This is a genomic window from Isoptericola sp. AK164, assembly GCF_029643425.1.
Taxonomy (GTDB): domain Bacteria; phylum Actinomycetota; class Actinomycetes; order Actinomycetales; family Cellulomonadaceae; genus Isoptericola; species Isoptericola haloaureus.
The window spans coordinates 850,759-863,723 of record NZ_CP119106.1 but is presented as its reverse complement, the minus strand read 5'-3'; the positions used below and the strand labels follow the sequence as shown (position 1 = coordinate 863,723).

At 74.9% G+C, this 12,965-nt stretch carries 12 protein-coding genes; 4 read left to right on the top strand and 8 right to left on the bottom strand.

Features of this window, described 5'->3' with window-relative positions:
* Window positions 1-41: 41 nt before the first annotated feature.
* Window positions 42-1,052 (top strand): aquaporin, encoded by a 1,011-nt coding sequence (locus tag PO879_RS03970; protein WP_278236630.1) that lies wholly within the window; start codon window positions 42-44, stop codon window positions 1,050-1,052.
* 91 nt (window positions 1,053-1,143) lie between these two features.
* On the opposite strand, the gene PO879_RS03965 is transcribed toward PO879_RS03970, so the two are convergent.
* Window positions 1,144-1,464 (bottom strand): DUF3017 domain-containing protein, encoded by a 321-nt coding sequence (locus PO879_RS03965; protein WP_278236629.1) that lies wholly within the window; start codon window positions 1,462-1,464, stop codon window positions 1,144-1,146.
* A gap of 58 nt (window positions 1,465-1,522) precedes the next feature.
* On the opposite strand from PO879_RS03965, the gene PO879_RS03960 reads away from it, so the two are divergent.
* Window positions 1,523-2,839: an NAD(P)/FAD-dependent oxidoreductase gene (locus tag PO879_RS03960; RefSeq protein WP_278236628.1), complete on the top strand. Its 1,317-nt coding sequence runs from the start codon at window positions 1,523-1,525 to the stop codon at window positions 2,837-2,839.
* Between the two features lie 83 nt (window positions 2,840-2,922).
* Here PO879_RS03960 and purH read toward each other — a convergent pair whose 3' ends face one another.
* Together purH and PO879_RS03950 are read right to left on the bottom strand one after the other, a co-directional pair.
* Window positions 2,923-4,557 carry a bifunctional phosphoribosylaminoimidazolecarboxamide formyltransferase/IMP cyclohydrolase gene (gene purH / locus PO879_RS03955; RefSeq protein WP_278236627.1) on the bottom strand — a complete coding sequence of 545 codons (1,635 nt, stop codon included), beginning with the start codon at window positions 4,555-4,557 and terminating at the stop codon, window positions 2,923-2,925.
* Between the two features lie 236 nt (window positions 4,558-4,793).
* The gene (locus PO879_RS03950) at window positions 4,794-5,381 is read right to left on the bottom strand and encodes a TetR/AcrR family transcriptional regulator (RefSeq protein WP_278236626.1); all 588 of its coding nucleotides are present in this window, start codon (window positions 5,379-5,381) and stop codon (window positions 4,794-4,796) included.
* A gap of 64 nt (window positions 5,382-5,445) precedes the next feature.
* On the opposite strand from PO879_RS03950, the gene PO879_RS03945 reads away from it, so the two are divergent.
* Window positions 5,446-6,528, top strand: a complete 1,083-nt coding sequence (locus PO879_RS03945; protein ID WP_278236625.1) for an SDR family NAD(P)-dependent oxidoreductase — start codon at window positions 5,446-5,448, stop codon at window positions 6,526-6,528.
* Between the two features lie 125 nt (window positions 6,529-6,653).
* Here the strand turns inward: PO879_RS03945 and PO879_RS03940 are convergent, their stop codons facing one another.
* A complete protein-coding gene (locus PO879_RS03940; protein WP_278236624.1) occupies window positions 6,654-7,937 on the bottom strand; it encodes an MFS transporter in 1,284 nt (427 codons plus the stop codon).
* A 73-nt stretch (window positions 7,938-8,010) separates the two neighbouring features.
* On the opposite strand from PO879_RS03940, the gene PO879_RS03935 reads away from it, so the two are divergent.
* A complete protein-coding gene (locus PO879_RS03935) occupies window positions 8,011-8,568 on the top strand; it encodes a helix-turn-helix domain-containing protein (protein WP_278236623.1) in 558 nt (185 codons plus the stop codon).
* An 18-nt stretch (window positions 8,569-8,586) separates the two neighbouring features.
* Here the strand turns inward: PO879_RS03935 and purN are convergent, their stop codons facing one another.
* The 4 genes from purN to sucC all read right to left on the bottom strand — a co-directional run bounded on the left by purN (window position 8,587) and on the right by sucC (window position 12,742).
* Complete coding sequence (purN, locus tag PO879_RS03930; RefSeq protein ID WP_278236622.1) at window positions 8,587-9,228, bottom strand: phosphoribosylglycinamide formyltransferase; 642 nt, start codon at window positions 9,226-9,228, stop codon at window positions 8,587-8,589.
* A 9-nt stretch (window positions 9,229-9,237) separates the two neighbouring features.
* Window positions 9,238-10,524 carry a DUF6350 family protein gene (locus PO879_RS03925; RefSeq protein ID WP_278236621.1) on the bottom strand — a complete coding sequence of 429 codons (1,287 nt, stop codon included), beginning with the start codon at window positions 10,522-10,524 and terminating at the stop codon, window positions 9,238-9,240.
* Window positions 10,525-10,636: 112 nt separating this feature from the next.
* Complete coding sequence (gene sucD, locus PO879_RS03920) at window positions 10,637-11,530, bottom strand: succinate--CoA ligase subunit alpha (RefSeq protein WP_278236620.1); 894 nt, start codon at window positions 11,528-11,530, stop codon at window positions 10,637-10,639.
* 27 nt (window positions 11,531-11,557) lie between these two features.
* Window positions 11,558-12,742 (bottom strand): ADP-forming succinate--CoA ligase subunit beta, encoded by a 1,185-nt coding sequence (gene sucC / locus PO879_RS03915; protein WP_278236619.1) that lies wholly within the window; start codon window positions 12,740-12,742, stop codon window positions 11,558-11,560.
* Between the last annotated feature and the right edge of the window lie 223 nt (window positions 12,743-12,965).

Below are 12,965 nucleotides of genomic sequence, written 5' to 3'. Positions count from 1 at the left end.
GGTGGGCGCCGGCACACTTCACCGACGAGCAAAGGACACCCATGGCCGCGCAGACCGTGACACCGCACGACGTCGAGACGACGCCGCCACCGCCCCGGCTCTTCACCAGGATGGCGGCGGAGGCCTTCGGCACCTTCGTCCTGGTCCTCGGGATCGTCGGGACGGCGACGTTCAACGTCGCCAACGGCGGGCAGATCATGACCGTCGCCCTGGCCGGCGGGATCGCCCTCATCGCCGCCATCGCGGCCGTCGGTCACCTGTCCGGCGGCCACTTCAACCCGGCGGTGACCTTCGGCCTGACGCTGGCCGGCCGGTCCCGGTGGGTCGACCTCGCGCCCTACTGGCTCGCCCAGCTCGTCGGCGGCGCGGCCGCCGGCGCGCTGATGCTCCTCATCATCCCCGACGGCTACGGCGCGCTCGTCGGGTCGGCGTCGTCCGGCGAGGTGCTCGCCGCCACCGCCAACGGCTACGGCGACCACTCCCCGATGAACACGCTCACCCAGGGCGGGGCCACCTTCGACCTCGCGACCGCCGCGATCGTCGAGGTCCTCATCGCCGCGATCTTCGTCGGTGTGATCCTCGGCGTGACCAACGAGCGGGCCAAGATCACCTACCCGGCGGTGGTCATCGGGCTGACCCTGACCGCCCTGCACATCGTGTCCTGGCTGGTCACCAACACCGGGTTCAACCCGGCCCGGTCGCTCGCGTCGGTCGTCTCGCCCGACGCCTGGGGCGAGGGCAGCGTCGGCAGCCAGCTCTGGCTGTTCGTCGTGGCCCCGCTCGTGGGCGCCGCCCTCGCGGCCCTGTTCGCCCGGGCCTTCGCGCCGCTGCCGGCCGCGCCGACGGCGGCCGACGGCTGGGGCGAGCAGCCGGGCACCGCCCCGGCGACCGCCGAGGCGGCGACCGTCGCCGCCGTGGCCTCCGCCACCGCGGCCGCCGTGGTCGCCGAGGAGACCGAGGACTCCGCCGCCAGCGCCGAGGAGGCCGAGGACTCCGCCGAGGCCGAGACCGAGACGCAGGCCGACGAGGACGACAAGCCCACGACGACCTGATCGAGCCGCCCCGCCACGACGGGGCGGGAACCGACGAACGCCGGGTGCTGGTCCGCAGGGACCGCCACCCGGCGTTCGTGTGCGCGGGGTCTCAGACTCCCGGGGCCGTCAGGGCCAGCACGGCGATCACGGTCGCGGCCCCCCAGCACAGGAAGACGTCGAACCCGCGGCTGCGGATCGCCAGGCCGGCGGGTCCGCCCGGCGCCACCGCCCGCCAGGTGCCGGCCACCGCGAGGGTCCCGGCGATCGTCAACGAGCCCAGGCGCGCACCGACGAGCAGACCGAGCAGCACGGCCAGCAGGATCCCGGCGAGCACCACCAGGATCGCCGGCACCGGGTTGGGCGCGTCGCGGCGCTGCCGGGGGCCGGCGTCGAGGGAGTGCCAGGACGGCTGCGGGGTGTCGGGAACCACGGCGTCGAGACTACCTGGCGCGACCCACGCCGGAGCGCCCGGCGGTTAGGTTGGACCGGTGCCCGCGACGAACGACCTCCCCGCCCCTGCCCCCCTCCGGGACGACCCGCACCCGCGACCGCCGCGCTCCGTCGTCGTCGTGGGCGCGGGGCTGGCCGGCGCGCAGACGGCCGCGGCGCTGCGTGCCCACGGCTTCGACGGGCACCTGACCGTCCTCGGCGAGGAGGGGCTGCCGCCCTACGACCGGCCGCCGCTGTCGAAGGAGCTCGTGTCGCGCACCGAGCCGCTGTGGCTGCGCGACGACCTCGGCGTCGACCTGGACGCTCTCGCCGACGAGGTGCGCCTCGCCGACCCGGTCGTCGCCGTCGAGCCGGGCCCGACGCTCACGACGCGGTCCGGCGACCGCCTCGCCCCCGACGCCGTCGTGCTGGCCTGCGGGTCCCGACCGGTGCTGCCGCCCGGCTGGGACGCCGACGTGCTGCACACCGCCGCCGACGCCGACCGGCTGCGCGCCGACCTGCGGCCCGGCACGCGGCTCGTGATCGTCGGGGCGGGCTGGATCGGCGCGGAGGTCGCCGGGGTGGCGGCCGGGGCCGGCGCCGAGGTCACCGTGCTCGAGGCCGGCCCCGCGCCGCTGGCGCGACAGCTCGGCGCCGACGTCGGCGCCCACCTGGCGCCCTGGTACGCCGAGGCCGGCGCCCGCCTGCGTCTCGACGCCACCGCGGCCGCGGTCCGCCGCGACGGCGTCACCCTCACCTCCGGCGAGGAGGTCCCCGCCGACGTCGTCCTCGTGGCCGTCGGCGCCCGACCGGCCACGGCCTGGCTGCGCGGGACCCTGCCGGAGATGGTCTTCGACCCCGCCGGCGGGCTGCTCGTCGACGCCGGCGGTGCGGTCCCCGGGGCGGACGGCGTCTGGGCCGTCGGGGACGTGGCCTCCCGCCCGCACCCCGAGCTCGGCGTCGTGCCCGGGGGCCACTGGTCCGCGGCGCTGCACGACCCGGACGCGACGGCCCGGGCGATGCTGGGCCTGCCGGCCGAGCCGCCGCAGGCGCCCTACGTGTTCTCGCGCCAGCTCGGTCACGACCTGGCCCTCTTCGGGCTGCCCGAGGGGGCGCCGACGGCGTGGCGCGGCACCCCCGGCACGGGGTCGTGGGCGGCGTTCTGGACGGCGCCGACCGTGGGCGGCCCGGAGGACACCGCCGCCGGGCACGACGCGGGCGACGGGGTCGCCGTCGTCCGCGCCGTGCTGCTCGTCGACGCGCCCAAGGAGGTCGGCGCGGTCCGGCGGGCGATGAACCGCCCCGGCCCGCTCCGGATGGATCTCGAGCGGGCCGGGGACCCCGCGGTCAAGCTGCGCACCACCGTCGTCACCTGACCGTCTCGCGCGACGAGCGTGCCGGAATCTCCCCTACCTGGAGCCGATAGAGAACTTTCCGGCACGCTCGTGGCGCGAACGGGTCAGTGCGCGAAGTGGCGCGTCCCGGTCAGGTACATCGTGATCCCGGCGGCCTGCGCCGCCTCGACGACCTCGGTGTCCCGGATCGACCCGCCGGGCTGGACGACGGCGCGCACGCCGGCGTCGAGCAGCACCTGCAGGCCGTCGGCGAACGGGAAGAAGGCGTCCGAGGCCGCGACGGCGCCGCGGGCGCGCTCGGCCGGACCCGACCCGGCGTCGGCGAGGGTGTTGGCCCGCTCCACCGACAGCCGGCAGGAGTCCACGCGGTTGACCTGGCCCATGCCGATGCCCACGGCGGCGCCGTCGGCGGCGAGCAGGATCGCGTTCGACTTCGCGGCCCGCACGGCGCGCCAGGCGAAGGCGAGGTCGGCGAGCGTGGCCTCGTCGGCCGGCTCGCCGGCGGCCAGCGTCCAGGACGCCGGGTCGTCGCCGTCGGCCTGGAACCGGTCGACCGCCTGGACGAGCAGACCGCCGGAGACCGGCCGGGTCTCGACCGGCGCGTCCGGGGCGCCGTCGACGACGAGCAGGCGGATGTTCTTCTTCGCCTGCAGCACCTCGAGCGCCTCCGGCTCGAAGCCCGGGGCCACGACGACCTCGGTGAACACCGGTGCGATCTGCTCGGCCGCCGCCTTCGTGATCGTGCGGTTGGCGGCGATGACCCCGCCGAACGCGGAGACCGGGTCGGTGGCGTGCGCACGGGCGTGGGCCTGGGCGACGTCGGCCCCGACGGCGATGCCGCACGGGTTGGCGTGCTTGATGATCGCCACGGCCGGGTCGGTGTGGTCGTGCGCGGCCCGCCACGCGGCGTCGGCGTCGACGTAGTTGTTGTAGCTCATCGCCTTGCCGTGCAGCTGGGTGGCCTGCGCCAGCCCGGTCGCGCCGTCCGTGCGCGTGTAGAGCGCGGCGCCCTGGTGCGGGTTCTCGCCGTAGCGCAGCACGTCGGAGCGCTCGTAGGTCGCACCGACCACGTCGGGCATGCCCGAGGTCGCGGCCGCCTCGTCCGGGGCGTACGCGCTCGCGAACCAGGCCGACACGGCGACGTCGTAGGTGGCGGTGTGCGCGAACGCGGCGGCGGCGAGGCGCTTGCGCTCGGCGAACGTGAAGCCGCCCGCCTGCGCGGCGGCGGTGACGTCGTCGTACCGGGCGGGGTCGACGACGACGGCGACGCTCGGGTGGTTCTTCGCGGCGGCACGCACCATGGAGGGCCCGCCGATGTCGATCTGCTCGACGACGGCGTCCGGCGCGGCGCCGGAGGCGACGGTCTCGGCGAACGGGTACAGGTTCACCACGACGAGGTCGAACGTGTCGATCTCGAGCTCGCGGAGCTGGTCGAGGTGGTCGGCCTTGCGGGTGTCGGCGAGGATGCCGGCGTGCACGCGCGGGTGCAGGGTCTTGACCCGGCCCTCGAGGCACTCGGGGAAGCCGGTCAGCTCCTCGACGCGCGTGACGGGGACGCCGGCGTCGGCGATCCGCGCCGCCGTCGAGCCGGTGGAGACGAGCTCGACGCCGGCGCCGTGCAGCGCGGTGGCGAGCTCGACCAGGCCGGACTTGTCGTAGACGCTCAGCAGGGCGCGGCGGATCGGGTGGCGCGCGTCGTCGGCGAGCCGGAGGTCGGGGTTCGTGGGGATGCCGGACATCGGGGTGGTCTCCTCGGGGTCGGACCTTCGCGGAAACCCTGGCACCCAGGCGGGCGGCGCGCACGGTGTGGCTCGAACGCGGTGCGGCGGGCTGCCGGGTCGGATCGAGTCGGCCGCTCCCCGGTGGTGGCTCCACCTTCGCCAGTCACGGCCGGGGCCAATCCTACCGGCGCCACCCCGGAGCCACGGAATCGGCCGGCCGCCGCGGTCAGCGCGACAGGGTCGGCGCGGCAGGGTCAGCGCGGCGCGGCGACGACGTCGAACCCGAGCAGGCGCCACGCCCGGACGGCGTACTCCTCGCGCTCCCGGGCGGGTCGACGCGTGAGCGCGGAGGCGACCATCTCGATGCCGAGCAGCACGTCCTCGACGTCGGTGCCGGGCCGCACCTGCCCGCGGGCGAGGGCCTCGTCCAGACGGGAGCGCACGAGGTCGGCGAGCCGTTCGGTCAGGTCCAGCAGCCGGGGGTCGGGCCGGACCTCGGGGGAGCTGGCCGCGAGGTCGATGCTCACCACCGAGTCGATGGCGTGCCGGGTCACCAGCCCGAGCAGGTCCAGCAGCGAGGCGTCGGGGTCCTCGGCCAGCTCCTCGACCGTGCTCACCTGCTCCTCGAACAGCGCGAGCACGAGGGTGAGCCGGTCGGGGAAGTGCCGGTAGAGGCTCCCCTGCCCCACCCCGGCGCGGCGCGCGACGGCGTTGAGCGGAGCGTGAGCACCGTGCTCGGCGAAGATCTCGCGGGCCGCGGCGAGCAGAGCCGCCCGGTTGCGAGCGGCGGCCCGCGGCCCAGGGTTGGACCGCCGCCCGTTCTCACCCACCGAGGTACTCACGGGTGCTACTTTAGACGGAGACATCCGGACACTCTTGTCCGGTCAAGAACTCGGAGGGATCACCATGGCCGACCTCACGCTCCAGCACACCGTGCGCGAGTGGCTCGCCGACCCGGAGGGCAACGCGGCGCTCACCGAGATGCTCGCCGCCCAGGGGCAGTCCACCAAGGCGCTGGCACCCGTCAAGCGCATGAGCTTCGAGAAGCTCATCAAGGTCTCCCGGGGCAAGTTCTCCCGCGAGGTCGCCGAGCAGCTCGTCGAGCAGGTCCGGGCGGCCAAGGCGGCGGGCGGGGCGCCCGTCGCGACGGACACCGCTGCCGCGACCGAGGACGCGAGCGAGAGCGCCGGCACCGCGGCCCCGGAGCCCGCCGAGTTCGTCGAGGAGATCACGCCCGGCCGCTTCTCCGGGCAGACCGTCGTCGTGACCGGCGCGGCCTCCGGCATCGGCCGGGCGACCGCCTCCCGCGTCGCGCGCGAGGGCGGCCGGGTGATCGCCGTCGACATGACGCAGGCCGGCCTGGACGAGCTGGCGGCCGAGCTCGCCGACTCCCTGCCCGCCGGCGCCGAGGTCGTGCCGGTCACCGCCGACATCACCGACGACGCCGCGATCGCCGGGGTCGTCGCGGCGGCCGGGGACCGCATCCACGCCCTGGCGAACGTCGCGGGGATCATGGACCGCTTCGCGGCGGTGCACACCGTGGACGACGCCACGTGGGAGAAGGTCTTCGCCGTCAACGTCACCGGCACGATGAAGCTGATGCGCGCCGTCGTGCCGGGGATGCTGGCCGCGGCCGAAGGCCGCGTCGTCAACGTCGCCTCCGAGGCCGGCCTGCGCGGCTCGGCCTCCGGCGCCGCCTACACCGCCTCCAAGCACGCGGTGGTCGGCCTGACGAAGAACGCGGCATTCATGTACACCGGCACCGGCGTCCGGGTGAACGCGGTCGCCCCGGGCGGCGTGGCGACCGGGATGAGCCCCCAGGACGTCGACGAGTTCGGCATGGGACGCGTCCAGTCGGCGATGGGCATCATGGCCGACATCGCGATGCCGGAGCAGCTCGCGGCGTCGATCACGTTCCTGCTGTCCGCGGACTCGACGAACCTCAACGGCCAGATCCTGGCCTCCGACGGGGGCTGGTCCGCCGCCTGAGCCCACCGCCGGAGACCCACCGCCCGTTGTGGGCATGAAATCTGCAGCTCCCCGACGTCGGGGAGCTGCAGATTTCATGCCCACAACGGAGGGGCGGGGGTGCGGGACGCGTTCCCGGGGGCGGATCAGGCCTCGATCGCGTCGTCCGCCCAGGTCGCGGGCAGCCCGATCCGGCGCACGGGCCGGGCGCACCACACGGCGACCACCGCGGCGCCGAGCACCGCGGCGAGGACGACGAGCGTGGTCGGCAGCCCGGCCGCGGCCAGCAGGCCCCCGCCCACCAGGGGCGACAGCGGCATCGCCACCACGCCGGACAGCTCCATGACCGACGAGAACCGGCCCTGCATCTGCGGCGGGGTGATCGCGGCGGCGTACCCGGCCAGCCCGGCGTTCGCCGCCGGCACCCCGAGCACGCCGAGGCCGAGGGCCGCGACGAGGACCACGAACTCCTGGGTGGTGGCCATGACGACGGCGGACCCGGCCACCATCGCGAGCGAGACCGGCGTCACCACGCCCACGCGCACCCGCGCGACCAGCGCCGGGGCGATCACCGCGCCCACCAGCATCGAGGCCCCCGCCGTCCCGGACAGCAGGCCGATCTGCGCCGCGGGGGTGCCATCCGCGGTCAGGTCGAGCGTGATCGCCAGGAGGAGCGCGTTGATCGCCACGTTGATCACGGCGAACAGCCCCAGGCAGATGCGGAACAGGGGCACCGACCACACGTAGCGCAGCCCCTCGCGCAGGGCGGCAGCCGGGCGGGTCCGCCGCGCCTCGGCGGTGTCGGCGTTGAGCGGCTCGCGCACGAACCACGTGCACACCGCGGTGGCGAGGTGCCCGACGGCGCCGGCGACCAGCGGCGCCGCGTGCGCGATCCCGTAGAGCACGCCGCCGAGCGGGCCGGCGACCAGGGACGCTGCGGCGTCCCTGCCCTGGACCGCGGCGTAGGCGGACGAGAGCTGCTGCGCAGGGACGACGGAGCGGAAGGCGCCCGCAACGGCCGGGTCGACGAACGCCCCGGCCACCGACGAGACGAGCAGGACGCCCGCCAGGTGCACGGCGCCGAGGACCCCGGCCAGCGCGGCGAGCGCGGCGCCGAACCAGGCGAGCGCGGCCAGCGACGCCGACACGACGACGAGCCGGCGCCGGTCGACCCGGTCGGCCACGACGCCGGCCGGGAGCGTGGCGACCAACGCGCCGACGTGCCCGACGGCGGACACCACCCCGGCCTGCCAGACCGAGCCGGTGACCGCGTACGCGAGCAGCGGCACCGCGAACGCCGCGACGCCGGCACCGAACGCCTGGGCGGTGAGTCCCGACATCATCAGCAGGTAGGAGCGGTTGCGCAGCAGGCTGCGCGACCGCTGCCCCGCTGCCGGGTCGGTGGTCGGGGCGGTGGAGGTGGCCGTCATATCCGCAACACTAGTTGCGCACTAGTTGTTGCGCAATAGGTCTTGCGCACTGTCTCTTGCTAGCATCGCCGCCATGGAGGAGACGTTCCTGGTGCAGACCCCGGAGGCGCTCAAGGCGATCGCCCACCCCCTGCGCCAGCGGATCCTCCTGCAGCTCGTCGCGGCGGGCCACGGACGAGCGGCGGACCTGGCACGGTCCGTCGGCGAGCCCGCCAACTCCGTCAGCTTCCACCTGCGCACGCTGGCGAAGGCCGGGATGGTCGTCGAGGCGCCCGAGCTCGCGCGCGACAAGCGCGACCGCGTGTGGCGACCGGCCGCCGAGAGCTACCAGGTCGAACCGGGGACGCCCGGGACGGCGGCGGAGATCCTGCGGCCGACCCTCGACTGGGTCGAGCGGCTCTTCGCCGCGGCGAACGAGGCCGAGCCCGCCGACGACGAGTCGCGGCGACGCACCCTGGTCGTCAACAACGTCTTCCTGACCCCGGACGAGGCCCGGCAGATGAAGGACGAGCTCGTCACCCTCCACGAGAAGTGGGCCCGCCGCACCGTCGGCGCCGCCCGTGACGAGCCCGGGAGTGCGCGGGACGCCTACCAGGTCCTCCTGGCGCTCGGCCCCCGCGACGAGGCCTGACCGGCCGCCGAGGCGGGATCAGCCGATGTGCACGCGTCGGCCCTCGACGCGCAGCCCCTCGCGCGCGACGCGCCCGACGGTCTCCACGAGCAGCGACCGCTCGGCCACCTTGATGCGCTCGTGCAGCGCCGACTCGGTGTCGTCGTCCAGGACCGGCACGGCCGCCTGGGCGATGATCGGGCCGGTGTCCACGCCGTCGTCCACGACGTGCACCGTGCAGCCGGTCATCTTCACCCCGTAGTCGAGGGCGTCACGCACGCCGTGGGCGCCGGGGAACGCGGGCAGCAGCGCGGGGTGGGTGTTGACGACGCGGCCCGGGAAGCGCGCCAGGAAGTCCGGCGCGAGGATGCGCATGAAGCCGGCCAGCACCACCCAGTCGGGCCGGAAGACCTCGACGGCCTCCCCGATCCCGGCGTTCCAGGCGGCCCGGTCGGGGAAGTCGGCGGGAGACACCGCCACGCTGGCCACTCCCCCGTCGCGGGCGAGGTCCAGTGCCCCGGCGGCCGGCTTGTCGGAGACGACACCGACGACCCGGGCACCGTAGGCCTCGTCCTCGTGCGCCGCGAGCAGGGCGGCGAGGTTCGACCCACCGCCCGAGGCGAGCACGACGAGACGTGCGCCGGACGCGGGCGGAACAGGGTGGCCGGACGGTGTCTGCACGCGCCTACCCTACGTGCCGGACGACGCGGTCCCGTCATCCGAGACGGCGGACGCCGCGCGCTCGGACAGCCACGCGCGACCGGCGGCGCCGAGCACCACCAGGGCCGCCCCGCCGCCGATCTCGGCCGCGACCAGACCGCCCGTCACCCAGGCGTCGGCGCCGACCGCGGCGAGCCGGTCCGCACCCGCGGCACCCCCGGCGACCGCCTGCAGCGCGACGGTCACCGCACCGGCGGCGACGCCCGTGCCGACCAGGATCCAGGCCACGTCGCGGACCCGCACCAGGCTCGGCTCCAGCCGGCGCCAGGCGAACCACCCGGCGGCCGCACCGCAGGCCACGACGAGCACGGGTGACCACTGCGCGACCGGCGACGACCAGACCGGCCCGGGCAGCACGCCCAGCAGCGGCAGCCCCGGCAGCGGGCCCGCGGCCGTCGCGGCCGCCGAGAAGGTGCTGTCCGTCCCGACGGCGAACCCCGGGCCGGCGAGCCACGCCGTCGACCAGACGACCAGGTTGGGGACCAGCGCGGCCTGGGTGAGCAGGAGCACCAGCACCGCGAACCAGCTCCCGCCGAGTCCGGCGGCGACGTCCGCGGCGGTCCCGCGCCCGAGCACGACCCAGACCGTCGTCAGCAGGCCGCCGAGCGCGGTCAGCAGCGCCGCCCCGACGAGCCCGGCCCGCAGCCCGAGGCGGGCGGTGTCCGGCAGGTAGGGGTCCAGCCGGGGGGTGAGCCCGGCCAGCAACGGCCCGTCCGGGGCGGAGAACATGCCGAGGGCGGATCCCCCGCCGCCGACCACGAGGCCCCCGAGCGCGGCGGCGAGCACCTGGAGCGCGAGGTCGGTGACGGACAGGGACCCGGGCGTGCCGAGAGCGAGCAGCACCGTGGCGACCACCAGGGTCGCGGCGTAGGTGACGGTGCCGCCGATCCAGGCGGCCAGGGTCGGCACCGCGGATCGCTTCGCGGTGACGTGCGCCGTGAACACCGCCAGGGCCGTGAGCCCGAGGGGGACGACGGTCACCGTCGCGCCGGCCACCGCGAGCGGCACGCCGTGCCCGAGCAGCCACAGCCCGGTGGCCGCGGCGACACCGGCGCCGAGCCCGCCGTCGGACCCGGAGGCGCTCGGGGCGTCCAGGACGGCCGCGACCGCGAGCAGCGCGACGACGGCGTAGGACAGCCCGACGGCCTGCAGCGCGGCCCACACGCCGGACGAGGCCAGCGCGAAGCGGGCCCGGACGGAGCGGGGCCGGTCGGGCTCGACGACGGCGGCGGGGCGGCTGCTGGCGGTGGTGCTCACCGGCCCATCGTCGCCCGGGGACGCCGTCGTCCCGCCGCTCCCACGCCGGGGACGACGACGCCCGCCCGGCCCGGGGCGACCGGGCGGGGCGGGCGTCGTGCGGACGGGCTGGTCAGCCCTGCAGGACCTCGCGCATGAGGCGGGCGGTCTCGGACGGCGTCTTGCCGACCTTGACGCCGACGGCCTCGAGGGCCTCCTTCTTGGCCTGCGCGGTGCCGGAGGAGCCGGAGACGATGGCGCCGGCGTGGCCCATCGTCTTGCCCTCCGGGGCGGTGAAGCCCGCGACGTAGCCGACGACCGGCTTCGTCACGTGCTCGGCGATGTAGGCCGCGGCCCGCTCCTCGGCGTCGCCGCCGATCTCGCCGATCATGACGATCGCCTCGGTAGCGGGGTCGTTCTCGAACGCCTCGAGGGCGTCGATGTGCGTGGTGCCGATGACCGGGTCGCCGCCGATGCCGATGGCGGTGGAGAAGCCCAGGTCCCGCAGCTCGTACATCATCTGGTACGTCAGCGTGCCGGACTTCGAGACCAGGCCGATCGGGCCGGAGCCGGTGATGGTGTGCGGGGTGATGCCGGCCAGCGACTCGCCCGGGGTGATGATGCCGGGGCAGTTCGGCCCGATCATCCGGGTCTCCTTGCCCTCCAGGTAGGCGAACACCTCGGCGGTGTCCTGGACGGGCACGCCCTCGGTGATGACCACGAGCAGACCGATGCCGGCGTCGATGGCCTCGATGGACGCGTCCTTGGTGAACGCCGGCGGGACGAACACGACGGAGACGTTCGCGCCGGTCTCGGCCATGGCCTCCTTCACCGAGCCGAAGACCGGCAGGGTGACGGGGTTGCCGTCGGCGTCGGCGTGCTCGACGGTCTGGCCGGCCTTGCGGGCGTTGACGCCGCCGACGATGTTCGCGCCGGAGGAGAGCATCAGGGCGGTGTGCTTGGCACCCATGCCGCCGGTGATGCCCTGGACGATGATCTTGGAGTCGGAGTTCAGGTAGATCGACATGTCAGTGAGTCTTCGCTTTCCGGCGTCTCAGGCGGTCGCGGCGGCCTTGGCTGCTGCCGTCTCAGCGCCGCCGTCCATGGTCTCGGCAAGGGTCACGAGGGGGTGGTTCGCCTCGGTGAGGATCGCGCGCCCCTTCTCGACGTTGTTGCCGTCGAGACGGACGACGAGCGGCTTGGACGCCTCGTCGCCGAGGATCTCGAGCGCGCCGACGATGCCCTTGGCGACCTCGTCGCAGGCGGTGATGCCGCCGAAGACGTTGACGAAGACCGACTTGACCTGGTCGTCGTGCAGGATGACGTCGAGGCCGGCCGCCATGACCTGCGCGTTGGCGCCGCCGCCGATGTCGAGGAAGTTCGCGGGCTTGACGCCGCCGTGCGCCTCGCCGGCGTAGGCGACGACGTCGAGGGTCGACATGACCAGACCCGCGCCGTTGCCGATGATGCCGACCTCGCCGTCGAGCTTGACGTAGTTGAGGTCGTGCTCCTTGGCCTTCGCCTCCAGCGGGTCCGTCGTGGCGGAGTCCTCGAGCTCGGCGTGGTCCGGGTGCCGGAAGTCGGCGTTGGCGTCGAGGGTGACCTTGCCGTCCAGGGCGATGATGTCGCCCTGCTCCGTCTTGACCAGCGGGTTGACCTCGACGAGGGTCGCGTCCTCCTCGGAGAACACGGTCCACAGCTGCTGGATCGCCGCGGCGACCTTGTCCTTGACGTCGGCGGCGAAGCCGGCGGCCTCGACGATCTCGGCGGCCTTGGCGGCGTCGATGCCCACGGCCGGGTCGACGGCGACGCGGGCCAGCGCCTCGGGCCGCTCGACGGCGAGCTCCTCGATCTCCACGCCGCCCTCGACGGAGCACATGGCGAGGTAGTTGCGGTTGGCGCGGTCCAGGAGCACCGAGAAGTAGTACTCCTCGGCGATCTGCGCACCGGCGGCGATCATGACGCGGTGGACCGTGTGGCCCTTGATGTCCATGCCGAGGATCTCCTCGGCCTTCTGCGCGGCCTCCTCGGGGGAGCGCGCCAGCTTCACGCCGCCGGCCTTGCCGCGGCCGCCGATCTTGACCTGGGCCTTCACCACTACGACAGAGCTGCCGGTGCCGCCCATGAGTTCCTCAGCGCCTGCGCGAGCCTCCTCGGGCGTCGTCGCGACGACGCCCCCGAGCACGGGCACGCCGTGCTTCTCGAAGATGTCGCGAGCCTGGTATTCGAACAGGTCCACCCTGCTGCGTCCTTCCATCGGTTGTGCCCCTGGGTCGGCAGAGGCCGGCCGGAGAGATGTCTCGACGTCAAGACATCCGCGTTCCAGAGTAGTGCGCGGCCGTCAGGCCGCGGCACCCTCACGGCATTCTGCCCCCTGGACGTGACCGATTCCACAGACGGACGAGGGAATCGCTGTCCGGTTCGTCATGGCATCGCGGGCCATGTCCGTCCCGCCCCGGCCG